The sequence below is a fragment of the Mycobacterium sp. 050134 genome, from assembly GCF_036409085.1.
Taxonomy (GTDB): domain Bacteria; phylum Actinomycetota; class Actinomycetes; order Mycobacteriales; family Mycobacteriaceae; genus Mycobacterium.
In genome coordinates this window covers 24,200-46,240 of record NZ_JAZGLV010000002.1, presented here as the reverse complement: position 1 = coordinate 46,240, position 22,041 = coordinate 24,200, and the positions used below count along the sequence as shown (strand labels likewise).

At 68.3% G+C, this 22,041-nt stretch carries 24 protein-coding genes and 1 pseudogene; 16 read left to right on the top strand and 9 right to left on the bottom strand.

What is annotated here, in order from left to right; translation table 11 throughout:
* Positions 1-30 precede the first annotated feature (30 nt).
* From SKC42_RS02205 to SKC42_RS02170, 8 genes and pseudogenes are all read left to right on the top strand, one after another.
* Positions 31-1,067: pseudogene (locus tag SKC42_RS02205) on the top strand (IS630 family transposase).
* Between the two features lie 577 nt (positions 1,068-1,644).
* Positions 1,645-2,217, top strand: coding sequence for a TetR/AcrR family transcriptional regulator (locus tag SKC42_RS02200; protein WP_330962690.1), 573 nt, complete (start codon positions 1,645-1,647; stop codon positions 2,215-2,217).
* A gap of 10 nt (positions 2,218-2,227) precedes the next feature.
* The gene (locus tag SKC42_RS02195; RefSeq protein WP_330962689.1) at positions 2,228-3,154 is read left to right on the top strand and encodes a hypothetical protein; all 927 of its coding nucleotides are present in this window, start codon (positions 2,228-2,230) and stop codon (positions 3,152-3,154) included.
* 16 nt (positions 3,155-3,170) lie between these two features.
* Positions 3,171-3,710 carry an RNA polymerase sigma factor gene (locus SKC42_RS02190; RefSeq protein WP_330962688.1) on the top strand — a complete coding sequence of 180 codons (540 nt, stop codon included), beginning with the start codon at positions 3,171-3,173 and terminating at the stop codon, positions 3,708-3,710.
* The gene (locus SKC42_RS02185; protein WP_330962687.1) at positions 3,707-4,423 is read left to right on the top strand and encodes a Rieske (2Fe-2S) protein; all 717 of its coding nucleotides are present in this window, start codon (positions 3,707-3,709) and stop codon (positions 4,421-4,423) included. Before SKC42_RS02190 ends, SKC42_RS02185 begins: the two co-directional genes overlap by 4 nt.
* Before the next feature lie 23 nt (positions 4,424-4,446).
* Entirely contained in the window at positions 4,447-4,842 is a 396-nt protein-coding gene (locus SKC42_RS02180) for a cupredoxin domain-containing protein (protein WP_442931941.1), read from the top strand.
* On the top strand, positions 4,839-5,765 hold the full coding sequence (locus SKC42_RS02175; protein WP_330962685.1) for a metallophosphoesterase family protein: 927 nt from the start codon (positions 4,839-4,841) through the stop codon (positions 5,763-5,765). Before SKC42_RS02180 ends, SKC42_RS02175 begins: the two co-directional genes overlap by 4 nt.
* Entirely contained in the window at positions 5,762-6,151 is a 390-nt protein-coding gene (locus tag SKC42_RS02170; RefSeq protein ID WP_330962684.1) for a hypothetical protein, read from the top strand. The genes SKC42_RS02175 and SKC42_RS02170 overlap by 4 nt, the downstream gene beginning before the upstream one ends.
* Here the strand turns inward: SKC42_RS02170 and SKC42_RS02165 are convergent.
* From SKC42_RS02165 to SKC42_RS02135, 7 genes are all read right to left on the bottom strand, one after another.
* Positions 6,144-8,078 carry a PE domain-containing protein gene (locus SKC42_RS02165; RefSeq protein WP_330962683.1) on the bottom strand — a complete coding sequence of 645 codons (1,935 nt, stop codon included), beginning with the start codon at positions 8,076-8,078 and terminating at the stop codon, positions 6,144-6,146. The two genes, SKC42_RS02170 and SKC42_RS02165, sit on opposite strands and share 8 nt — an antisense overlap.
* A gap of 116 nt (positions 8,079-8,194) precedes the next feature.
* Positions 8,195-9,634 (bottom strand): PecA family PE domain-processing aspartic protease, encoded by a 1,440-nt coding sequence (locus SKC42_RS02160; RefSeq protein WP_330962682.1) that lies wholly within the window; start codon positions 9,632-9,634, stop codon positions 8,195-8,197.
* A gap of 125 nt (positions 9,635-9,759) precedes the next feature.
* On the bottom strand, positions 9,760-10,368 hold the full coding sequence (gene rfbC / locus SKC42_RS02155; protein WP_330962681.1) for a dTDP-4-dehydrorhamnose 3,5-epimerase: 609 nt from the start codon (positions 10,366-10,368) through the stop codon (positions 9,760-9,762).
* Position 10,369: 1 nt separating this feature from the next.
* A complete protein-coding gene (gene rfbB, locus SKC42_RS02150) occupies positions 10,370-11,365 on the bottom strand; it encodes a dTDP-glucose 4,6-dehydratase (RefSeq protein WP_330962680.1) in 996 nt (331 codons plus the stop codon).
* Between the two features lie 88 nt (positions 11,366-11,453).
* Complete coding sequence (locus SKC42_RS02145; protein ID WP_330962679.1) at positions 11,454-12,308, bottom strand: LLM class F420-dependent oxidoreductase; 855 nt, start codon at positions 12,306-12,308, stop codon at positions 11,454-11,456.
* 28 nt (positions 12,309-12,336) lie between these two features.
* Positions 12,337-13,812, bottom strand: coding sequence for an ATP-binding protein (locus tag SKC42_RS02140; RefSeq protein WP_330962678.1), 1,476 nt, complete (start codon positions 13,810-13,812; stop codon positions 12,337-12,339).
* Positions 13,809-15,494, bottom strand: coding sequence for an FAD-dependent oxidoreductase (locus SKC42_RS02135; RefSeq protein WP_330962677.1), 1,686 nt, complete (start codon positions 15,492-15,494; stop codon positions 13,809-13,811). The genes SKC42_RS02140 and SKC42_RS02135 overlap by 4 nt, the downstream gene beginning before the upstream one ends.
* 270 nt (positions 15,495-15,764) lie before the next feature.
* Here SKC42_RS02135 and infA point away from each other — a divergent pair, with 270 nt between their 5' ends.
* The 8 genes from infA (at position 15,765) to truA (ending at position 20,470) form a co-directional block, all read left to right on the top strand.
* A complete protein-coding gene (gene infA / locus SKC42_RS02130; protein ID WP_003418601.1) occupies positions 15,765-15,986 on the top strand; it encodes a translation initiation factor IF-1 in 222 nt (73 codons plus the stop codon).
* A 54-nt stretch (positions 15,987-16,040) separates the two neighbouring features.
* Positions 16,041-16,154: a 50S ribosomal protein L36 gene (rpmJ, locus tag SKC42_RS02125; RefSeq protein WP_003879483.1), complete on the top strand. Its 114-nt coding sequence runs from the start codon at positions 16,041-16,043 to the stop codon at positions 16,152-16,154.
* 172 nt (positions 16,155-16,326) lie between these two features.
* Positions 16,327-16,701 (top strand): 30S ribosomal protein S13, encoded by a 375-nt coding sequence (gene rpsM / locus SKC42_RS02120; protein ID WP_008260257.1) that lies wholly within the window; start codon positions 16,327-16,329, stop codon positions 16,699-16,701.
* 6 nt (positions 16,702-16,707) lie between these two features.
* The gene (gene rpsK, locus SKC42_RS02115) at positions 16,708-17,127 is read left to right on the top strand and encodes a 30S ribosomal protein S11 (RefSeq protein ID WP_330962676.1); all 420 of its coding nucleotides are present in this window, start codon (positions 16,708-16,710) and stop codon (positions 17,125-17,127) included.
* A 13-nt stretch (positions 17,128-17,140) separates the two neighbouring features.
* On the top strand, positions 17,141-17,746 hold the full coding sequence (gene rpsD / locus SKC42_RS02110; protein WP_330962675.1) for a 30S ribosomal protein S4: 606 nt from the start codon (positions 17,141-17,143) through the stop codon (positions 17,744-17,746).
* A gap of 129 nt (positions 17,747-17,875) precedes the next feature.
* Positions 17,876-18,919 (top strand): DNA-directed RNA polymerase subunit alpha, encoded by a 1,044-nt coding sequence (locus SKC42_RS02105; RefSeq protein ID WP_330962674.1) that lies wholly within the window; start codon positions 17,876-17,878, stop codon positions 18,917-18,919.
* A 131-nt stretch (positions 18,920-19,050) separates the two neighbouring features.
* Complete coding sequence (rplQ, locus tag SKC42_RS02100) at positions 19,051-19,629, top strand: 50S ribosomal protein L17 (RefSeq protein ID WP_330962673.1); 579 nt, start codon at positions 19,051-19,053, stop codon at positions 19,627-19,629.
* On the top strand, positions 19,625-20,470 hold the full coding sequence (gene truA / locus SKC42_RS02095; RefSeq protein WP_330962967.1) for a tRNA pseudouridine(38-40) synthase TruA: 846 nt from the start codon (positions 19,625-19,627) through the stop codon (positions 20,468-20,470). Before rplQ ends, truA begins: the two co-directional genes overlap by 5 nt.
* On the opposite strand, the gene SKC42_RS02090 is transcribed toward truA, so the two are convergent.
* A complete protein-coding gene (locus tag SKC42_RS02090; RefSeq protein WP_330962966.1) occupies positions 20,467-21,087 on the bottom strand; it encodes a cutinase family protein in 621 nt (206 codons plus the stop codon). The genes truA and SKC42_RS02090 overlap by 4 nt on opposite strands.
* Before the next feature lie 57 nt (positions 21,088-21,144).
* Positions 21,145-21,999: a cutinase family protein gene (locus SKC42_RS02085; protein WP_330962672.1), complete on the bottom strand. Its 855-nt coding sequence runs from the start codon at positions 21,997-21,999 to the stop codon at positions 21,145-21,147.
* Positions 22,000-22,041: the final 42 nt, after the last annotated feature.

Sequence of the window (22,041 nt, the reverse complement as noted above, 5' to 3'; positions counted from 1 at the left end):
TAATTGGTTGGTAGCATTTAGGTTTGGGGTGTGCCGAACCCTGTCGCTCCGGTGGTGGTTTTGACCGAGGATGAACGTTCTGAGTTGGTGTCGTGGTCGCGGCGGTCCACTAGCGCGAATGCTTTGGCGATGAGGTCGCGGATTGTGTTGGCAGCTGCTGATGGGCTGAGCAATACCGCGATCGCAGACAAACTCGATATTCACGTCTGCAGCGCACGCGGTTTGTGACGGGCCGGCTCGAGGGATTGCTCGATGAGCCGCGTCCGGGCCGCCCGCGCATTGTGGGCGACGAGCGGATCGAGGAGTTGATCGTGGCCACGTTGGAGACCGCGCCCAAAGACGCCACGCACTGGTCGACGCGGTCGATGGCTGAGCATCTGGGGTCGTCGCAGTCGATGGTGTCGCGGGTATGGCGGGCGTTCGGACTTGCCCCGCACAAGCAGGATTCGTGCAAGTTGTCGAAGGATCCGTTGTTCGTGGCCAAGGTTCGCGATGTCGTCGGGCTTTACCTGGACCCGCCGGAACGGGCCCTGGTCCTGTGCGTGGATGAGAAGACCCAAATCCAAGCCCTCAACCGCACCGCACCGGTGTTTCCGATGCTGCCGGGCACTCCGGCGCGGGCCACCCACGACTACGTCCGCCATGGCACCTCCAGCCTGTATGCCGCGCTGGACCTGACCACCGGCAAGGTCATCGGAGCCCTGCACTCGCGACATCGGGCCAGCGAGTTCCTGGCGTTCCTGCGCAAGATCGACGCCGAAGTTCCCGACGACCTCGACGTGCACCTGGTGCTCGACAATGCCTCCACGCACCAGACACCGGCGGTAAAGCCTTGGCTGACCAACCATCCCCGGTTCGTCTTGCACTGCACTCCTACCAGTTCGTCGTGGTTCAACCTCGTCGAACGATGGTTCGCCGAGTTGACGACCAAAAAGCTTCGTCGCGGCGCCCACACCTCGGTGCGCCAACTCAACGCCGATATCCGCGCGTGGATCGATACCTGGAACGACAACCCCAAGCCCTACATCTGGATCAAGACCGCCGACCAGATCCTCGCCAGCATGTGAGCCATTAGTCGGGAACTGTCTGGTCTTGGCGCGGGCGCGATGGGCAGGGCGTTCATCGACAAGCTCGTGTCCGAAACGAAGGCACGCGTGGTGCTGGCGGATCGCGACCGTCGGCCGGGGCGGTGCTGGGCCCTGGCCTACCCGTTCGTGCGACTGCACCGGCTGTGGGCGTTCCACTGTGTCAACTCGCGGAACCTCGGCAACGGCAGCATCGACCAGGTCGGGACCACTCGTTGTGGTGCGGTTGGGGAGGCCGAGAAACCGGATTCACGCGCACCTTCACGGTGTCGATCTCCCTTGTGCATGGCGGCGAACAAGGGGCCGAGGGGCTTCGGGAGACGGTGAGATGAGAGTGCCCCTGGAGCGAAGTGCCTGAAAGCTGGCGGAATCAACTTACGGGCTGGTCCATTGAGGGCGGATCTCCGTATCGTCCGGGGCTGTCGATGCCGAAGCCCGACGGCTCGAACGACGAGCTATGGCAGCGCTACCCAAGCCGTAGTCCGCGGCCTCGAGGTTTACGGCCCGCCCATCCTCACGCAGGTGATGCGACCGATGTCTCGTCCGTACGATGGCACCCATGCCCCGCTGGGAACCCGATGCGCGTGTGCGGCTCGTCGCCGCCGCACTGCACCTGTTTTCCGAGCGGGGCTACGACCGCACCACCGTCGCCGAGATCGCCGAGCGCGCCGGCCTGACCAAGAGCACTTTCTTCCGATACTTTCCAGACAAGCGGGAGGTGCTGGCCGCGGGTCAGGAGACGTTGTCACGGCTCCTGGTCGAGGGGATCGCCGCGGCGCCCGCCGACGCCACCCCGCTGGCGGCGGTGGCGGCCGGACTGGACCGCGCCGCGGGCGAGATGACGCCGTTAAATCGCGAACTCGCTCCGCGGTTGAAGGCCGTCATCGCAACCAGCACTGAACTGCAGGAACGCGACGCGCTCAAACAGGTTGGGCTCGCCGCGGCCATGGCCGGAGCGTTGCGGGCGCGCGGTGTCGCGGACCGGTCGGCGACCCTCGCGGCCGAATTTGGGGTGCTCGCCTTCAAAGAGGCGTTCGCCAAATGGGTTGCGACCGATGACGAGCGGGGGCTGGGGGAGCTGGCCCGTGCGGCCCTGGACGACCTGCGCGCCGCCGCCGCCCAAATCGGTTGAGGTCAGGCGTATGCCCACCATCGAGACGGACTGCCCGGTGGTGGGCGCGGGCGCCATGGGCATGGCGTTCGTCGACACGCTGATCACCGAGACCGACGCTCGCGTGGTGCTGGTGGACCGCAACCAGCAGCCTGACGGGCATCACACCGTGAGCGTGACGCGGCGCGTCGTCGACGCCACCTACATGCGGGTCACGGTGCCCGCGATGCGCCCGCCGCCCTACGGGGTGGCCCCCGGCGTCGCGGTGTCGATCGAGGATCTGTTCGCGCGCCTCGAGGACGGCGGCGTGGTGCTGCGGCTCGACCGCGCCGTGCGGCCCACCATGTACCGCTGCGCGACCGTGACGCGCACCGAGCTCGAGCAGTTGCGACGCATCACGGACATCGTGCGGATGGGCCGCCTGCGGCACGTCGACCGCGACAAGCTGGTGCTAGACGACGGCGAGGTTGCGGCACACGGGTCGGCGCTGTACGTCGACTGCACGGCCGACGGCGCCGAAAAGGTCCCGGCGACGCCGGTTTTCGGCGACGGCCGGATCACGCTGCAGAGCCTCCGTGGCTGCCAGCAGGTGTTCAGCGCCGCGTTGATCGCCCACGTCGAAGCCAACTATCGCGACCACACCGCCGGGAACCTGCTCTGCGCGCCGGTGGCGCACCCCGGCGCCGACCTGGACTGGGCGCCCAACACCCTGTCCGACTACCGCAACCAGCTGCGCTGGTTCGAGGACCCGGAGCTGACGGCATGGTTCTCCGGTATGCGGCTGAACCTGTCCGGCCAGCTGGTCGGACATCGGCTGGCGCCCGCGTCGGCGAAGCCCCGGGTGGGCGAACGGTTGCTGAGTATGGCCAAGACGGCCCCTTCGGCAACCGTCGAGAAAACCGTGGAGAAACTGGACCGGCTGTTGGCCGACGGCGTGTGTAACCCGACCCGATATTGATCGGTAAAGGAGGCACGTGGCGTCTCACAACGATCCCGCCGGCCCGCGACCACTGCACGCGGTGCCCGATGGCGGCTACCCGGACTGGGAAGCCGTTTACTCCGATAACGCGTCCTGGGTGTACCGCACGCTGTTCGCCCGTGTCGGCAACCGGGCCGACGCCGAGGACCTCACCGCCGAGGTCTTCCTCGCGGCGCTGCGACCGCTGCGCCTGACCGCGAGCGTCGGCGAGGTGCGCGCCTACCTGCGCGCCACCGCGCGAACCGTGCTGGCCGCGCACTGGCGTGAGACCCTCGGGCGGGAGATAACCTCGATCGAGGACATCGAACAACCACCCGATAGCGAGGAAGCGATCAGCACCGCCCCCCAGCGCGTCGCCCAGGTGATGGACAACCTGCCGGACCGTTACCGCCAGATCCTGGATCTGCGCTTCCTGCAGGGAAACTCGATCAAGGAGTCTGCGGCCGAACTCGGGATCAGCGTCGCCAACGCCAAAGTGCTCCAGCATCGTGCGCTGCGGTTGGCGGCCCAGGTGAACGACGGGGGGCGGTCATGAACGCGCGCGGCCTGCGACGCTATGTCGACGACCTGCTGAGGGGCCGGCGTCCCAAGCCGTTCGAGCCCGACGACTTCGAGGCCGCGCAGATCCGCACGGCGATCGAGCTGCGCGCCGCCCGTCCCGGTCCCGATGCCGAGCCCCGCGAGGAGTTCCTCACCGACTTGCACCGCCGCCTGGCCGAGCAGATGACCGGCGCGGCCGGCACGCCAATGGAACCGCCCCACACGTCGAGCAGCACGCGGCGGCAGGTCATCGTCGGCACGTCGGCCGCCGCGGCCGCGGCCGTCGCCGCGGTGTCCATCGACCGCGCCATCGTCGGCCACCCGGGTGAGGTTCCGGCGGCCGACGCGGCCCCGGGCCGGCTCACCCCCAACGACGGGAGCTGGCAGCGGGTCGCGGCGAGCTCTGACGTGCCCGACGAGCGGATGCATCCCTTCGACCTCGGGTCGGTCAGCGGGTTCGTGCGCCGGGTCGGCGGCAAGGTCGAGGCGGTCTCCGGAGTATGCACGCATCAGGGCTGCCGGCTGTGGTTCGACGCGCCCGGCGATCGGCTGCGCTGCCCCTGCCATTCCACCTCGTTCTCGCCCACCGGGCAGGTGCTCACCCATCAGTTGCCGATCGCCCCGAAGCCGTTGCCCACGTTGATGGTTCGCGAGGTCGACGGCGCCGTGGAGGTGTTCGCCCCGCCGCGCGACGACGAGCCCGCATAGCGGTGTAACCCGCCGCCCTATCTGTGGGCATGACTACCGCCAAACTTCGAAATCATTGCGTCGCCCTGTCGGCCGCCGGTGTGGTGTTGGTCGCGTGTTCGTCGGCGCCCCCCGCCGCTCGGCCGTCGGTCACGTTCGGTTCGAGCCCACCGGCACCGGCGGCAGTCGCCGGGGACACGGTGAGCATCGACGATTTTGCTTTCGCACCGGTGACGCTGACTATCCACGCCGGTGGCACGGTCACATGGACCAACCGTGACGAGGAGCCGCACACGGTCGCCGCTAGCGACGGATCGTTCCACTCGCCCGGAATGGGAACCGGGGCAACGTATTCGCATACCTTTCCGGCCGCGGGAAAGTTCGACTACGTCTGCTCGATTCACCCGATGATGCACGGCACGGTGGTGGTGACGGGATGACGCGGGATCCCCAGTCGATGACCCGCCGGCAACTCCTGCGGCACTCGGCATGGTTCGGCGCGGCCGTTGGATTCGCCGTCATCGGCGGCGAGGTCATCTCCCATGTCGCCGGCGCCTCGGCGGCCCAGCACGCGGGCTCACCGACGCTGCGGTTCGCCCAGGTGAGCGACAGTCACATCGGCTTCGGTGGTCCACAGAACCCCGACGTCACCGGCACGTTCGGCCACGCGATCGACCAGATCAACAACCTCGGCTACACACCGGATTTCGTCATCCACACCGGCGACCTCACCCACCTGTCCACTCCCGAACAGTTCGACCGGGTGAAGCAGATGATGACTCGGCTGCGGACGCCACAGGTCTTCACGGTGCCGGGGGAGCACGATTCGGTCGACGACGCGGGGCAGAAGTACCGGGGCGCCTTTGGGGCGGGCAGCCGCGGGGACGGTTGGTACAGCTTCGACGTCGCAGGGGTCCATGTGATCGCGGTGGTGAACACCTTGAACCTGAAGAAGCTCGGGCACTTGGGTGTCGACCAGCTCGAGTTCGTCCGGAAGGATGTCGCGGGGCTGTCGAGCGATACCCCGATCATCGTGTTCAGCCACATCCCCTTGTTCGCGATGTACCCGGACTGGGGCTGGGGCACCGACGACGCCGCCCAGGCGCTCGGCTACCTGAGCCGGTTTGCCTCGGTCACCTGCCTGAACGGACATGTCCACCAGCTCTTTTCGAAGACAGAGGGCAATGTCACCTTCTACAGCGGCACGACGACCGCCTACCCGCTGCCCCGCCCAGGGGACGGGCCGGCGCCGAAGCCGGTCACGCTGCCGGCGGGCAAGCTGCGCGATGCCCTCGGGATTCGCGAGGTGAACTACACCCGCGGGCAGACGGCCCTGGCGTTGAAAGAGACGGCGCTGCAATGAACGCCGCGGTCCGGCTCGGGCTGGCGACGTCGCTGGCCGTCAGCGCCCTCACCCATGCCGTCCTCTATGCGCACGGCTATCAGCACATCCCGAAGATCGGTGCGGCTTTCCTGGTCCAGGCCAGCGTGTCGTTGTCGTTGGCCCTGCTCGTCGCGGCGCGCGGCCCGGCGTGGCTGCGGTGGTCGGGCGCGGCCGTGGCGGGCGGGTCGCTGGCCGCGTTCGTCTTGTCGAGGACGGTTGGGCTGCTGGGCTTTTCGGAACGGGGGTGGGAGCCATCCCCCTATGCCGCCATCAGCGTGGTCGCCGAGGCATCGGCCGTGCTGCTGTGGGGTGCGTCGGTCAGGTGGGGCCGGCGAATGGGCTCGGCCCAGGCGGCGACTAGCTGAGGTTGTCGAAGTAGATCGCTCCGCCACTGGGCAGGTACGAGAAGTAGATCGGCATCTGGGAGAAGATGTAATTTCCGGTGATGAGACGCCCGGAGGCAGCCTCTGGCGACTCGACTTGGGTCGGGGGATAGGCGGGCAGGTTGGTGGTCGTCTGTACGTACAGCGTCTGGTATCCGGTGCCGTCGAGGGTGGGAACCTGGACCTCGATCGTCGCGCCCGGCGGCAAGTCCGCCCCGGGCTGATACCCGGCCAGCGTCGACGGGAGCAGGTTCTGCGGGATGGCTCCGCCCACGCCCCCGGTGTCGACATTCACTGTCCCGGCCGGCAGGAAGCCGGTGCTGACTCCGTTGTAACTGACGGATACCTGGAGCTGGGAGGTCTCCGGTGCGCCGGAAACCGCGGCGAAATAGCTGAGCGGGTTGTCGCCGAACTGGACATAGTGAGCGGGTTGATTGATGAGCAAGCCCTGGTTGAGACCCGTGGGCAACTCCTGCACGAAACCGTGTGACCACCCCGCGGTTGTCGTGTTGGCCCCGACCCCGAGAACGGTTTCCCAGTCGCTCATCGGCGTCGGTGTCCCCAAGCCGTTCGTCTCGTTGGTGATCACGCCGATGGTCATCGGTTTGGTCATGATCCCGTTGCCCAGGTCGAGTGAGGCTGTGTAGGTGTTGTAGTAGTCGATCGTCTGCAACTTGGGGTCGGAACTCGGGCCGAACTCGTATGTGAGACCGGTGGCCGTCGGATCCCCCAGGGATTGCATGTTGACGGCGAAATTCGGGATCAATGTGGTGGTGGAGCCCGTGTCGACCAAGGCCCAAGTCGGCTGTCCGTCGTTGACGGAGATCTCTATCAGTGGGCGGTTGGGTCCGTCCCCGCCCATCTGCAGCGCGACGCTGGCCGGCCCGCCGTTGGCTCCGGCCAGCCCGGCCTCCCCGAAGAACGCGCCGCTCGCGCCGCCCGGGCCACCGATGCCGGAGACCACCCCGCCGGTCCCGCCGGCGCCGCCGTTGCCGATCAGGTGTCCGCCGTCGCCGCCGATGCCACCGTTGGCGAAGGCCCCGCCCATTCCGCCGGCGCCGCCCGCTCCGAACCACTGCGCGCTCCCCCCGGGACCGCCGGCGCCATAGGGACCGCCGATGCCGCCCTCGCCGCCGTTGCCGAAGAACAGGCCCCCGGTGCCGCCGATCCCGCCGCTCCCACCGGGAACGGGGAGACCATTGGCGTCGACCGTAAAGGTCCCGCCCTGGCCGCCCTGGCCGCCGGCGCCGAAGAACAGCGCGCTGCCGCCGGTGCCGCCGACGCCGGTCGGTCCGCCGAACCCGCCGACCCCGCCGTTGCCCCAGAGCAGCCCACCGGTGCCGCCGCGCCCGCCGGCCGCACCGAACCCGCCCATTCCGCCGTAGCCGCCGGTGCCGATCAACCCGGCTGGGCCGCCCGCCCCGCCCGCCACGCCGACGGCCGTGCTTGCGCCGCCGCGACCGCCATCGCCCAGAAGGATTCCGCCCGCCCCGCCGGCCGAGCCGACCCCGGCCGCGTTGGTGGTGCCGTCGACGCCATTGCCGATCAGCGCACGGCCCAGCAGGGTCTCGGTCGGCGCGTTGATCAGCGCCAGCGCGTCTTGCTCGAGTGTCTGAAGCAGCGTGGCGTTGGCCGCCTCGGCGGTCGCATAGGTTTGCGCACTGGCGTTGAGGGCCTGCACCAGCTGGGCGTGCAAGGCGGCGGCCTGCGCGCCCAGCGCCTGATATGCGGAGCCCTGCTGGGAGAACAGCGCCGCGATCGCCGCCGACACCTCGTCTTTGGCGGCCGCGGCGATGCCCGTCGTCTGCGCGGCCGCGGCCGCATGGGCCGAGTTGAGCGTCGCGCCGAGGCTCTCCAATTCCGTTGCCGCACCCGTCACCAGCTCCGGCACCGCGATGACAAACGACATCCGACCCTCCAGCAAGTCTTTGCATCGTTCGGCCGCGACCGACCGGCGACAAGCGGGATATTAGCCAGTGAGAGTCCGGAAATTGCGGATTTTCAATATGTTTCGAACGCGGCGGATCAGACGTCGAAGACCATCGTCCCCGTGCTCCCGTACGAGAGGTAAATCGGGTGCTGGAGGAACGGGGCGATCCCGGTGTTGAAGTTGCCGCCCAACAAGCTCGACACCACGGGTGTTTGATTACCGCCGGCCGTCATGGTGTACAGCAGCGTGTGACCGTCCGGCGCGTAGACCGAAACGGTGGTTCCGGCGGGCAGGTAACCCCCGGAATTGGGTGCGCCCACATTGTCGGGAACCGATCCGCCCAGACCGCCCGAATCGATGTACGCGCCGCCGGTCTGGTGCAGGGCGCCATTATTGAAACTGACGTCAAGGGTGGTGGCCGGAGCACCGCTCACGGAGGCGTATCCGGTGAGCGGATTCGGGCCGAACTGCAGCACCCCGCCCGGCTCGTTGATGAGGACGCCCTGACCGAAAGCGCCCGGCAATGCCGTCAGCGGACTGGTGCCCAACGGGCCGCCGCCCGGATTCACGCCGACCCCCAATATGGCCGGCACCTGCTGGACGGGATAGCTGAAGATGTAATTCCGGACCGCCGAAGTGGCTACGGCAATGGTGGTCGGTTGCGTGACCATTCCATTGCCGAAATTCACGGTGGTCGAATAGGTGTTGTAGTTGACCGTCAACGTATTCAACGGTTCGCCGTACGTGACGCTGCCGGTCCCGGTGACGGGGCCGAGGTTGGCGATATTGACGTCCTGCGGCGGAAGGATGAGGCCCCGGGACCCCGTGTCGACGATGACGGTCGAACTGGGGCCCCCGGCCACTGACAGGTTCACGAGCAAGTTGCTGCCGTCGTACGACAGGGGGACGGTGGCCAGGCCGGGAGCGCCGGTGGCCCCGGGCGCGCCCAGCAGGCCGCCGGGACCGCCCGCGCCGCCGAGCGCGGCCGGACCGCCCGTCCCGCCGTTCCCGCCATTGCCGAACAACAGCCCCGCGGCGCCACCCGCGCCGCCGGGCGCACCGGTCGCGGTGCTGTTCCCGCCGTTCCCGCCGTTGCCGATCAGCAGCCCACCGGAGCCGCCGGGCGTCCCCACCCCCTGCGCGTTGGTGTGGCCGTTGGCGCCGTCGGCGATCAGCGGGCGTCCCAGCAGGGTGTTGGTGGGCGCGTTGATGAGACCGAAGATGTCCTGCTGGATGGTCTGCAGGGGGTCGACGCTCGCCGCTTCCGTCGCCGCGTACATGCCTGCGCCGGAATTCAGTGCCTGCACGAATTGCGTGTGAAAGGCCGTGGCCTGAGCGGTCAGCGCCTGATACGCCGACCCGTATTCTCCGAACACTTTCGAGATTGCCGCCGACACCTCGTCGGCACCCGCGGCGAGCAATTGCGTCGTGGCCCCCGCGGCCGCGGCATGGGCCGCGTCAATTGCGGAGCCAATGCCCGCAAAATTCGTCGCCGCATCGGTCACCATTTCCGGCACTGTGATCACAAACGACATGCGAGACCTCCCCACACCCCGCGCAATAGAGCGCTCGCCCCGATTGGCGACAATCGGAATGCTAGGCGGAAATCAACGGGAAATTCGCCGTTTTCGTCAACGAACGTTTTTGTGCGGCAGCGCGCTTACGCGTCGCGCAATCCGGCGATGAAGGTCTGCGTCTCTTCCCAGGTGGGTAGCAGCCCGGAGGCGCGCACCTCGGCGAAGCTCGGCGCCGCGGCATCCCGGTCGGACAGGCTGGGCGCGGCGCCGTCGACCAGCGGCCAGTCCACCCCCAGCTCGGGATCCGTCGCGCAGATGGTGTGCTCGCGTTGCGGGTTGTACTCCGCCGAGCACAGGTACATCACGGTCGAATTATCTTGCAGGGCAAGGAATCCGTGTGCCAACCCCTCGGAGAGGTAGATCGTGCGGTGGTCGCGGTCGTCGAGCAGGACCGAGTCCCACCGACCGAAGGTCGGCGACCCCACCCGGATGTCGACGACGACGTCGAACACCGAACCCGACACGCAGGTCACGTACTTGGCCTGGCTCGGCGGCAGCTGGGCGAAATGCAGGCCGCGCAAAACACCCGCCGAGGAGACCGAGCAGTTGGCTTGCCGGACGTCGAGGCGATGACCGGCGAAGGAGGTGAATCCGCGGTCGGTCAGCCATTCGAAGAACAGGCCGCGGGAATCGCCATGGATGGCGGGGGTGATCTCCCACGCGCCGGGGATGCTCAGCTCGCGGGCCTTCATGTCACTGGCCCCGTTCCTCGTAGCGGGCCTCCGCGGCGTCCTTGAGGGGCCGCCACCACGACTCGTTGGCACGGTACCAGTCGATCGTGGCGCGCAGGCCCTCCTCGAAGTCGGTATGTGTTGGGGCCCAACCCAGTTCGTTGTACAGGGCCGACGGATCGATCGCGTAGCGCAGGTCGTGGCCGACGCGGTCGGTCACGCGGTCGAAGTCTTCGGGGTCGCGGCCCATCATCTGCAGCAAGGTGCGCAGCACGGTCAGGTTGTCCCGCTCACCCTCGGAACTGATCAGGTAGGTGCGGCCGATCTCGCCCTTCTCGAGGATGCGCCGCACCGCGCTGTTGTGGTCGTCGACGTGGATCCAGTCGCGAACGTTGTGTCCGCTGCCGTACAGCTTGGGCCGCCGGCCGGTGAGGACATTGGTGATCTGGCGGGGGATGAACTTCTCGACGTGCTGATACGGCCCGTAGTTGTTCGAGCAGTTGGAGATGGTGGCGCGCACCCCGTACGACCGCACCCAGGCGCGGACCAGCATGTCGCCGCCGGCCTTGGTGGCGGAGTAGGGGCTCGACGGGTTGTAGGGCGTCGCCTCGGTAAACCGCTGGGGGTCGTCGAGCTCCAGGTCGCCGTAGACCTCGTCGGTGGAGACGTGGTGCAGCCGTACGCCGTGGCGCCGCACCGCCTCCAGGATGCTGAAGGTGCCGATCATGTTCGTGTGCAGGAACGGCTCGGGGTCGTCCAGCGCGTTGTCCACGTGGCTTTCCGCCGCGAAGTGCACGACGGCGTCAGACTCGGCGACCAACCTGGAAACCAGCTGGGTGTCGCAGATGTCGCCCACGACCATCCTGATCGCGCCCTCGACGTCGGCCAGCGACTCGCGGTGGGCGGCGTAGGTCAGGGCGTCGAGCACCGTCACGGAATCCTCGGGGTGCTCGCGGACCGTGCTGTGCACGAAGTTCGCGCCGATGAAGCCGGCCCCTCCGGTCACCAACAATCGCATGGTCGAAAACCCTAGCGGAGGCCCGCGGTCAGCCGGTGCGGGTTAACCCCAATGGCCCGGCCAATTCACTCAGCGGGCCCACACGCGGTCATCTAGGCCCGAGCAGCCCGAGCGGGCCAGCCAGCTCCGCGAGCGCGGGCACCAGGTTCTCGTCCGCGGTGAGGACCTGCACCGGCACATGGTCGGCGCCGGCGGAGAGGTGTTCGGTCAGCCGCGCCGCGATCTGGTCCGGGGTGCCGTAGGCGACGACGGAGTCGACCAGGCGATCGCTGCCTGGCCGGGTGACCTCCTCCTCGGAGAAGCCGAGGCGCTTCCAGTTGTTGCGGTAGTTAGCCAGGTTGAAGTAGATGTCGAGCGCCTTGCGGCCGACCGCCCGGGCCTTAGCGGGGTCGGTGGTCAGCACGACCTTGTGCTCGGGCGCCAGGAAGGCCGACGGGCCCATCAGCTCGCGCGCCTGCGCGGTGTGCTCCGGAGTGGTCAGATACGGGTGCGCCCCGGCGCTGCGCCGAGCGGACAGCTTCAGCACCTGGGGCCCGAGCGCGGCCACCACGCGGCGATTGGCCGGCACCCCGTACTCGTCGAGCTTGTCCAGGTACTCGACCAGCGCGTCGTAGGGCTTGCGGTATTCGCTGTGCGCCTCCGGATGCCCGACGCCGATGCCGAGCAGAAAGCGGCCCGGGTAGGCCTTGTCGATGCGGTGGAAGGACTCGGCGACGGGTTGGGCGGCGGCGGTCCAGATGTTGACGATGCCGGTGGCCACCTGCAGCGTCGTCGTGGCCTCCAGGATGGGCTCCACCCAGGCCAGTTCCGCGGGCGGCGAACCGCCCACCCAGACCGCCCCATAGCCGAGGGATTCGATCTCCTTGGCCTGCTGGGGGGTGACGCCGCGTCCGAACGATCCGAACCGGCCGAGGTTGGGCTTGCTCGTAACTCCATCGGTCATGGTTTCTCCAACCAGGCCCGCGGCGCGGCTATTCCGGGTTCGGCACTTCCGCGTCCGGCGCCGGCACCTCCAGCGGCAGCAACACGATGAACCGCGTGTCGCCGGGGGCCGACTCCACCCGCAGATCGCCGCGGTGCTTCTTGACGACGATGTTCCAGGCCAGATCCAGCCCGAGGCCGGTGCCCTCGCCGACCGGCTTGGTGGTGAAGAACGGCTCGAAGATGCGGTCGCGCACCTCTTCGGGAATCCCCGGGCCGGTGTCGCAGATCTCGACCCGGATCATCTTCTCGCCTTCCCGGCAGGTCCGGATCGTCAGGGTCCCGCCCCGATCGCGCATCGCCGCGATCGCATTGTCGATGATGTTGGTCCATACCTGGTTGAGATCGCCTGGGTAGCAAGGTATTTCGGGGAGTGACCGGTCGAGTTCCTTGACGACGGTGATCCCGGCGTCCCGGCCCAACCGGTCGGCGAACATGACCAGCGTGCTGCGCAGCAGCTCGTGCAGGTCGGCGACCTGGAAGGGGGCCCGATCCATCTGCGAGTACTGCTTGGCGTCGGCCACCAGCGCCGAGATCCGCTTGCTCGCCTCCAGGATCTGGGTCATCAGCAGTTCGCCCTCGACCGTGTACGTCAGCCAGCCGACGGCCTTCTCCAACGACGTCGCCGCTCCCAGCTCGTCGGTCGCCGCCGCGATGCGCTCCAGCCAGTCGGTGTCGATGCCCCCCTCGACGAAGGTGGGCGCGATGTCCCAGCCGCCGTCAATGCCGTGGTCCTCGAGCCATTCGCCGACGGCGTCTTCGAGGTCGGTCGTCTCGATGGCGGTCAGGCTCATCGACGCCGACTTCGCGACCTGGTCCGCGACCTCCTCCTGGAGCCGCACCAGCGTCCGCAGCGCCTCCGGGGTGACCGTCCCGTCGGCCAGCATCGCGAGTTTGTGGCGCATGCCGGCGACCCGCTGCCGGAGCTCCGACGCGGCGCGGACGGTGGCGGCGGCGGGGTTGTTCAGCTGGTGGGTCAAACCGGCGGACAGCTGGCCCAGCGCGAGCAGTTTCTCCCGGTTGTCGATGATCCGTCGGGTCCGCTCGAGGCCGACCGCCATGCCGTCGAGCAGATGCACCGCCATCGGGAACTGGTCCTTCATGAAATGGGCGAACGCCGGTGCGTCGAGCACGAAGAACCGCGACGGTTTGGTGACGTGCACCGTCGCGTCGTAGCTCTGGTCCTGCGGTTGACCGGTGAACGCCCGCCACGCGCCGCAATACACGCCGCGCTGCGACGTCCGGTTGGTCTCGATGTCCTGGCCGCCCGAGCGCTTCGACATCACCAGTTCGCCGTCCATCAGGACGTACAGACAGGTGGCCGGTTCGCCCTCGACGCAGATCGGGCCCGGCTGATAGGTGTCGACGTGCCCGCTGGCGCACAACGCCGCCAGCTGCTCGTCGGTCAGCGCCTCGAAGAGGAACAGGCTGCGCAGCTCGTCGGGCTTGCACGGGGTGTCGGTCACGATTCGGCCAGGTAGCGGTGCACCAGCATGACGGCCATCGACCCCTCGCCCACGGCGGCGGCGACGCGCTTGGCCGACTCCGCCCGCACGTCACCGGTGGCGAACACGCCGGGCACGCTGGTCTCGAGGTGGTGCGGCGGCCGGTCCAGCGTCCACCCGCACACGTTGCGCAGGTCCGGTCCGGTGAGAACGAAGCCGTGTTGGTCGCGGGCCAGCACCCCGTCCAGCCATTCGGTACGCGGCGCGGCGCCGATGAAGATGAACATCCGGGCGCAGGTGACGTCCTGGGTTTCCCCGGTCTTGTTGTCGACCAGGGTCAGCCTCTCGAGATGGTCGGCGCCGACGGCGCGGCGCACCTCGGTGCATGTGCGCACCGTGATGTTGGGCCGCTCGCGGATCTGCTGGATGAGGTAGTAGGACATCGAGGCGTCCAGCGAGGGGGCGCGCACCACGATGGTCACCGACTTGGCCTCGCGCGACAGGTACATCGCGGCCTGGCCGGCGGAGTTCGCGCCGCCGACGACGTAGACCTCCTCGCCGGCGCATTCCGACGCGATGGAGACCGCCGCCCCGTAGTAGACGCCCCGCCCGGTCAGCTCCCCGCAGCCCTCCGCCGGTAGCTGGCGGTATGCCACGCCCGTGGCCAGGATCACCGCGTGCGCGTCGACGGAGCCGCCGTCGGCGAACCGCACCGTGCGTTTGGGGCCGTTGACCTCCAGGGCGGTGGCGGTGCGGGCGGTGATCAGTTCGGCGCCGAACTTCTCGGCCTGCCTGCGGGCGCGGTCGGCCAGTTGGCCGCCCGACACCCCGTCGGGGAACCCGAGATAGTTCTCGATCCGCGAGCTCTGGCCGGCCTGGCCGCCCGTCGCGGTGCGCTCGATTAAGACCGTGCGCAGCCCCTCCGAGGCGCCGTAGACGGCGGCGGCGAGCCCGGCGGGGCCACCGCCGATCACGATGAGGTCGTAGAACTCCTGCGACGGCGTGGTGGTCAGGCCCAGCGTGTCGGCCAGCTGCGCGTCGGTCGGTTCGACCAGGGTGTCACCGCGTTCGGTGACGACGACGGGCAGGCGAAGGCCGTCCTCCCCGGCGGCTTTGAGCAACCGCTCGCCGTCGGGGTCGTCGGCCATGAACCACGAGTAGTACAACCCATTGCGCGCCAGGAAGTCTCGCACTTGCCAGGATCGCTGCGACCAGCGGTGGCCGATCACCTTGGTGTGGGGGATCGGGTGCTCGGGCGCCGCCCGCCACGCGTCCAGCAGCGCGTCGATGACCGGGTAGAACTTCTCCTGCGGCGGGTCCCACGGCTTGAGCAGATAATGGTCGAGGTCGACGACGTTGATCGCGTCGATGGCGGCGTGGGTGTCGGCGTACGCGGTGAGCAGCACGCGGCGCGCGGCCGGGTAGAGGTCCATCGCCTGTTCGAGGAACTCGATGCCGCTCATCTCCGGCATCCGGTAGTCGGCGATCAGCACCGCGACGGTCTCGCCGCGCAATTTGAGCTCCCTGAGCGTCTCCAGGGCGTCGGGACCCGACTCGGTGCGCACGATCCGGTGCTTGTCGCCGTATTGGCGGCGCAGGTCCCGTGCGACCGCGCGGGAGACCGACGGATCGTCGTCGACGGTCAGCAGGACCGGCCTGCGAGGTTGAACGGATGGGCCGGCAGGACTGGCGGGGCTACTCATCGACGTCAAGTATGCCCTCGTCAGGGCGCTGGCGGCAGGTCGGCGGCGACGGCCATCCGCCCGCCGATTGCGCCGTCCGCGATTTGGGTCGGGGGGCCCGACCGGGTATCGTGGGGCAGCGGTGCGTCATCCGTGCCGACTTTTTGCGTGCCCCGTCTTAGGAATTCCAGGAATTTCCTGCCCTTGGCTCACGTTTTTAGTCGGGCGAATGCTGCGCCGATACGGGCGCATCGAGACGAATACGAGACTGACGAGGATTTCTGGGAACTTATGGCCAAGAAGGACGGCGCCATAGAGGTTGAGGGCCGCGTGGTGGAGCCCCTGCCCAATGCGATGTTTCGCATTGAGCTGGAGAACGGCCACAAGGTGCTCGCCCACATCAGCGGCAAGATGCGGCAGCACTACATCCGCATCCTGCCCGAGGACCGGGTGGTGGTGGAGTTGTCTCCCTACGACCTGTCCCGGGGCCGCATCGTGTACCGCTACAAGTAACGACAACGAGCCCGAACAACACCTACGAGTAGACAGAACAGGATCGAGACAGCCGTGAAGGTGAACCCGAGCGTCAAGCCCATCTGTGACAAGTGCAGGGTGATCCGTCGGCATGGGCGGGTCATGGTGATCTGCTCCGATCCGCGGCACAAGCAGCGCCAAGGCTGACCTTCGGCCAGCGCTTGTCGCACAACTGAATGATGACCTCCCAGCACCACTGAGCGGCTGGCATCTGTAGAGATGGGCCAGCTCAACCACGCCCGGACGGAGGCCGGGCCCCGACCATATCGGGAACGGGCTGGGAAAAGACCTCCGCTGAGAAAAAGAGGAAACGCCACCTATGGCTCGACTAGTAGGCGTCGATCTGCCGCGTGACAAGCGGATGGAGATCGCGCTCACTTACATTTTCGGCGTCGGCCGGACCCGTTCCAACGAGATCCTCGAAGCGACGGGCATCGACAAGAACCTGCGCACCAGGGACCTGACCGACGACCAGCTCACCCACCTGCGCGACTACATCGAGGCCAACCTGAAGGTCGAGGGTGACCTGCGCCGCGAGGTGCAGGCCGACATTCGTCGCAAGATCGAGATCGGCTGCTACCAGGGTTTGCGGCACCGCCGCGGCCTGCCGGTGCGCGGCCAGCGGACCAAGACCAACGCGCGGACTCGCAAGGGCCCCAAGCGCACCATCGCGGGCAAGAAGAAGGCCAGGTAGAACCCGATGCCACCAGCAAAAAAGGCGCAGGCAAGCTCCGCTAAGAAGGGGCAGAAGACCCGCAAGCGGGAAAAGAAGAACATCCCGCACGGCGCGGCGCACATCAAGAGCACCTTCAACAACACGATCGTCAGCATCACCGACCCGCAGGGCAACGTCATCGCATGGGCGTCGTCGGGTCACGTCGGCTTCAAGGGGTCACGCAAGTCCACCCCGTTCGCCGCCCAGCTGGCCGCCGAGAACGCGGCCCGCAAGGCGCAGGAGCACGGTGTGAAGAAGGTCGACGTTTTCGTCAAGGGCCCGGGGTCGGGCCGCGAGACCGCGATCCGCTCCCTGCAGGCGGCGGGCCTCGAGGTCGGCGCGATCTCCGACGTCACCCCGCAGCCGCACAACGGCTGCCGTCCGCCCAAGCGCAGAAGGGTCTAGGAGGAAACCAATCATGGCTCGCTATACCGGACCCATCACCCGCAAGTCGCGCCGGCTGCGCACCGACCTCGTCGGTGGCGACCAGGCGTTCGAGAAGCGCCCCTACCCGCCCGGCCAGCACGGCCGCGCGCGGATCAAGGAGAGCGAATACCTGCAGCAGCTGCAGGAGAAGCAGAAGGCGCGCTTCACCTACGGCGTCATGGAGAAGCAGTTCCGCCGCTACTACGAGGAGGCGGTGCGCCAGCCCGGCAAGACCGGTGAGGAGCTACTGCGGATCCTGGAAAGCCGGCTGGACAACGTCGTGTACCGCGCCGGGTTGGCCCGCACGCGCCGCATGGCCCGCCAGCTGGTCAGCCACGGGCACTTCAGCGTCAACGGCGTGAAGGTCGACGTCCCCAGCTACCGGGTGTCGCAGTACGACATCATCGACGTGCGCGACGGCTCCCTCAACACGGTGCCGTTCCAGATCGCGCGCGAGACGGCCGGCGACCGGCCGCTCCCGAGCTGGCTGCAGGTCGTGGGGGAGCGCCAGCGCATCCTCATCCACCAGCTGCCCGAGCGGGCACAGATCGATGTGCCGCTCACCGAGCAGCTCATCGTCGAGTTCTACTCGAAGTAAGACTCCCCGCGCTGAACCCGGCGCTGGGTTGCGACGATCGCAAGCGCGGCGAAGCCGGGCGCGGCGGGTCGGAGCGGACAACACAGTCGGCATCAAATAGCGGGTGCCGAGAAGGAGAAGAAGAAAACCATGCTGATCTCTCAGCGACCCACACTGTCCGAAGAGGTGCTCACCGAGAGCCGGTCGCAGTTCGTCATCGAACCGCTGGAGCCCGGATTCGGTTACACCCTGGGCAATTCGCTGCGCCGCACGCTGCTGTCGTCGATCCCCGGCGCGGCCGTCACCAGCATCCGCATCGACGGCGTGCTGCACGAGTTCACCACCGTGCCCGGCGTGAAGGAAGACGTCACCGACATCATCCTGAACCTCAAGGGCCTGGTCGTGTCCTCCGAGGAGGACGAGCCGGTCACCATGTACCTGCGTAAGCAGGGCCCGGGCGAGGTCACCGCGGGTGACATCGTGCCGCCGGCCGGCGTCACCGTGCAGAACCCGGGCATGCACATCGCGACGCTGAACGACAAGGGCAAGCTCGAGGTCGAGCTCGTCGTCGAGCGCGGCCGCGGCTACGTGCCCGCCGTGCAGAACCGGGCGTCGGGTGCCGAAATCGGCCGCATCCCCGTCGATTCCATCTACTCGCCGGTGCTCAAGGTGACCTACAAGGTCGAGGCCACCCGCGTCGAGCAGCGCACCGACTTCGACAAGCTGATCCTCGACGTCGAGACCAAGAGCTCGATCACCCCGCGCGACGCGCTGGCGTCGGCCGGCAAGACGCTGGTCGAATTGTTCGGCCTGGCACGCGAACTCAACGTCGAGGCCGAGGGCATCGAGATTGGGCCGTCGCCGGCCGAGGCCGACCACATCGCGTCGTTCGCGCTGCCGATCGACGACCTGGACCTCACCGTGCGGTCCTACAACTGCCTCAAGCGCGAGGGCGTGCACACCGTCGGCGAGCTGGTGTCGCGCACCGAGTCGGACCTGCTCGACATCCGCAACTTCGGTCAGAAGTCCATCGACGAGGTGAAGGTCAAGCTGCACCAGCTGGGCCTGTCGCTGAAGGACAGCCCCGCCACCTTCGACCCGTCCGAGGTCGCGGGCTACGACGTCGCCACCGGCACCTGGTCCACCGACGCCGCCTACGACGACCAGGACTACGCGGAAACCGAACAGCTGTAACCGGACACCTACAACAGAAGTCCGGTGACGATGCGGTCGTGCAGCGGCTGCTGAGGAACCGGACACCTACAACAGAAGTCCGTCCCGGCCCTACCTGATACGGGGGTCGGCCCCACTTAGGAGATAGTGCAATGCCCAAGCCCACCAAGGGTCCTCGCCTCGGCGGGTCGTCTTCACACCAGAAGGCTCTGCTGGCCAACCTGGCCACGTCGCTGTTCGAGCACAACCAGATCAAGACGACCGAGCCGAAGGCGCGGGCGCTGCGGCCGTATGCGGAGAAGCTGATCACGCATGCGAAGAAGGGCACGCTGCACAACCGTCGCGAGGTGCTCAAGAAGATCCGCGACAAGGACGTCGTGCACAAGCTGTTCGATGAGATCGGGCCGTTCTTCGCCGACCGCAACGGCGGGTACACCCGGATCGTCAAAGTGGAGCCGCGCAAGGGCGACAACGCCCCGATGGCCGTGATCCAGCTGGTGCTGGAGAAGACGGTGACTTCGGAGGCCGACCGGGCCCGCCGGGTCAAGTCGTCGAAGGCCGCCCCCGAGGCCGCCGCGGCGGCGCCGCAGGCCTCGGCAGAGTCCGTCGAGCCCGAAGCGGTCGACGACTCCACTCTCGACGAGACCCCGGAAGCGGTCGAGGGCGCGGCCGCGGCGGCGCCGCAGGCCTCGGTGGAGTCCGCCGAGCCCGAAGAGGCCACCGAGGATTAGTGAGATCGTCCGTCTGCGGCTCGACATCGCCTACGACGGAACCGATTTTGCCGGCTGGGCCGCGCAGGCGGGCCAGCGCACCGTGGCCGGTGTGCTCGACGAGGCGCTGACCACGGTGTTCCGCACCCCGGTCCGGCTGCGCGCGGCCGGCCGCACCGACGCCGGGGTGCACGCCACCGGGCAGGTGGCCCATCTGGACGTGCCCGTCGACTCCGTGGCGAACGCCTACTCGCGGTCGCCACGGGTCGGCGAGCCCGAATTCCTGCCGCTGCTGCGCCGCCTCGGGCGATTTCTGCCCACCGAGGTCCGCGTGCTGCGGATCGCCCGCGCCGCAGCCGGTTTCGACGCGCGGTTCTCGGCGCTGCGGCGTCACTACGTGTACCGGTTGTCCACGGCGCCCTACGGGGTGGAGCCGCAGCTGGCGCGGTACGTCACCGCCTGGCCGCGCGACCTCGATGTGGATGCGATCAACACCGCGGCGCGGGACCTGTTGGGGCTGCACGATTTCGCCGCGTTCTGCCGGCAGCGCGAGGGTGCCACCACGATCCGGGACCTGCAGCGGCTGGACTGGACGCGCGACGGCCACCTGGTGACCGCGCACGTCAGCGCCGACGCGTTCTGCTGGTCGATGGTGCGGTCGCTGGTTGGCGCGCTGCTGGCGGTCGGAGAACACCGGCGCCCGCCCTCGTGGTGCGTCGAATTGCTTTCGGCGACAGAACGTTCCAGTGGCTTTGCGGCCGCACCCGCGCACGGGCTCACCCTGGTCGGCGTCGACTATCCGCCCGACGACCAGTTGGCCGAGCGCAATCTCATCACGCGGGACCTGCGGACCCGGGATTAGACCCTGCCGGCGACGAACTTGGCGGCCTGGCTGGTCAGCCCCGGCACGTAGCCCAGGTGGGCCTTCCACTCATTGCCGTCGGAGCAGATCGGGTCGCCCTGATTGCACAGGTCGATGGTCTTGCCGTCGAAGCTCGGCGTGAGCACGCTCATCAAACCGCCCGCGCGGGCCGACGGGTTGCCGAACAGGGCCACCGCGGCGACGTGATCGGCGGCATCCGGCGGCAGCGGGTCACGAAATCCCAGCCCGGGCAATGGGGCCGCCGTGACGATGTCGATGACGGCCGCGCCCTGCGAGTAACCGCCGAGGACGAGTTTGGTGTTGGGGCAGTTGTTGGCCATTTGCTGCACATGGTTGCTCGCGTCGTTGGCGCCGTCCGCTGCGGCCAGGAAGTCCTTGTTCGCCGGATAGTTCACCCCATACGACCCAACGCTTTTGCCGGTCTGCTGGCGCAGCGAACTCACGAAGGCGCCACCGACCTTCCCGACACCGGGCGGCTCGTCGGTTCCCCTGGCGAACACCACCTCGACGCCCGGGCAGGAGGCCAGCGCACGTGGAAGCACTTGCGGAGCAACCAATAACGCGGCGCCGACCAGCAATCCGGCGCCCAGCGTCAGTGGAATAAGCCTCACACCACGATGTTAGGGGGGCGTCGATATCGCGCCGATAACGATTCAGACGAGAGGTGCTTGCGGCGACACCGCGCCCGGGGCGTCCGGCGCGGGCGCGGTGTCGGTGCCCCCGTGGATCGACGGCGCCGATCCGGGCGGCGCCTGCCCGTACATCGGCGACGGTTGCCCGCCGGGTTGCGTCGGGCCGGGTGGCTGCGGCGGACCAAAGCCGGGCGCCTGCTGGCCCGAGCCGGCCAGCAGCTTGGACGCCACGAACGCGGCGGCCTGGGTCGTGTAGACCGGCACGTAGCCCTCGGTGTGCCCCGTCCACTCGTTCCCGGAGCCCGCGTGGCAGATCGGATCGGTCGGGTTGCACAAATCGATCGCCTTGGAGCCGAGCAGCGCGCTGGCCGTCGGCAGCGCCCCCCCGGCGCGGTCGGCCACGTCGCCGAAGGTGGCGACGGCCGCGATGTTGCTCGCGTACTGCGGCGGCAGCGAGTTGCCCCAGTTGATGCCGCCGATCGGCACGCCGGCCACGATGTCCATCACCGACGCGCCCTGGGAGTAGCCGCCCAGTACGATCTTGGTGTTCGGGCAGGTTTCCACGCTCTTCTTGATGCGGTCGATGGTGTCGTTGGCGCCGTCGCCGCCGTGCAGCTGCAGCTTGCTGGCCGCGTAGTTGACCCCGTACGGCAGGATGTTCAGGCCGCCGGTCTGCTGGCGCAGCGAGTCAACGAAGGCGTCGCCGACGCGGCCGAGGCCGGGGGGCTCATTGGTGCCGCGGGCGAAGATGACCTCGACGTCGGGGCAGTCGAAGGCCGACGCGGCCGGGACGGCGGTGGGGTTGACGAGGGTGACGGCGGCGGCGACGAACGCGGCGCCGGCGAGGCCGGCCCAGCGACCCGCTGACCGGGCCACCCCCCCTTGCGGGCCCCCCCATGGGCCACGTGTCCGCTGAAG

What these genes read in the sequence shown, in the direction of transcription:
- SKC42_RS02200 (WP_330962690.1), top strand. Translation starts at nt 1,645, where the DNA reads ATGCCCCGCTGGGAACCCGATGCGCGTGTGCGGCTCGTCGCCGCCGCA.
- SKC42_RS02165 (WP_330962683.1), bottom strand. Translation starts at nt 8,078, where the DNA reads ATGTCGTTTGTCATCGCGGTGCCGGAGCTGGTGACGGGTGCGGCAACG.
- SKC42_RS02135 (WP_330962677.1), bottom strand. Translation starts at nt 15,494, where the DNA reads ATGAGTAGCCCCGCCAGTCCTGCCGGCCCATCCGTTCAACCTCGCAGG.
- rfbB (WP_330962680.1), bottom strand. Translation starts at nt 11,365, where the DNA reads ATGCGATTGTTGGTGACCGGAGGGGCCGGCTTCATCGGCGCGAACTTC.
- SKC42_RS02175 (WP_330962685.1), top strand. Translation starts at nt 4,839, where the DNA reads ATGACGCGGGATCCCCAGTCGATGACCCGCCGGCAACTCCTGCGGCAC.
- SKC42_RS02170 (WP_330962684.1), top strand. Translation starts at nt 5,762, where the DNA reads ATGAACGCCGCGGTCCGGCTCGGGCTGGCGACGTCGCTGGCCGTCAGC.
- rfbC (WP_330962681.1), bottom strand. Translation starts at nt 10,368, where the DNA reads ATGAAGGCCCGCGAGCTGAGCATCCCCGGCGCGTGGGAGATCACCCCC.
- rpsD (WP_330962675.1), top strand. Translation starts at nt 17,141, where the DNA reads ATGGCTCGCTATACCGGACCCATCACCCGCAAGTCGCGCCGGCTGCGC.
- SKC42_RS02195 (WP_330962689.1), top strand. Translation starts at nt 2,228, where the DNA reads ATGCCCACCATCGAGACGGACTGCCCGGTGGTGGGCGCGGGCGCCATG.
- rpsK (WP_330962676.1), top strand. Translation starts at nt 16,708, where the DNA reads ATGCCACCAGCAAAAAAGGCGCAGGCAAGCTCCGCTAAGAAGGGGCAG.
- rpsM (WP_008260257.1), top strand. Translation starts at nt 16,327, where the DNA reads ATGGCTCGACTAGTAGGCGTCGATCTGCCGCGTGACAAGCGGATGGAG.
- rplQ (WP_330962673.1), top strand. Translation starts at nt 19,051, where the DNA reads ATGCCCAAGCCCACCAAGGGTCCTCGCCTCGGCGGGTCGTCTTCACAC.
- SKC42_RS02185 (WP_330962687.1), top strand. Translation starts at nt 3,707, where the DNA reads ATGAACGCGCGCGGCCTGCGACGCTATGTCGACGACCTGCTGAGGGGC.
- infA (WP_003418601.1), top strand. Translation starts at nt 15,765, where the DNA reads ATGGCCAAGAAGGACGGCGCCATAGAGGTTGAGGGCCGCGTGGTGGAG.
- SKC42_RS02145 (WP_330962679.1), bottom strand. Translation starts at nt 12,308, where the DNA reads ATGACCGATGGAGTTACGAGCAAGCCCAACCTCGGCCGGTTCGGATCG.
- SKC42_RS02105 (WP_330962674.1), top strand. Translation starts at nt 17,876, where the DNA reads ATGCTGATCTCTCAGCGACCCACACTGTCCGAAGAGGTGCTCACCGAG.
- SKC42_RS02160 (WP_330962682.1), bottom strand. Translation starts at nt 9,634, where the DNA reads ATGTCGTTTGTGATCACAGTGCCGGAAATGGTGACCGATGCGGCGACG.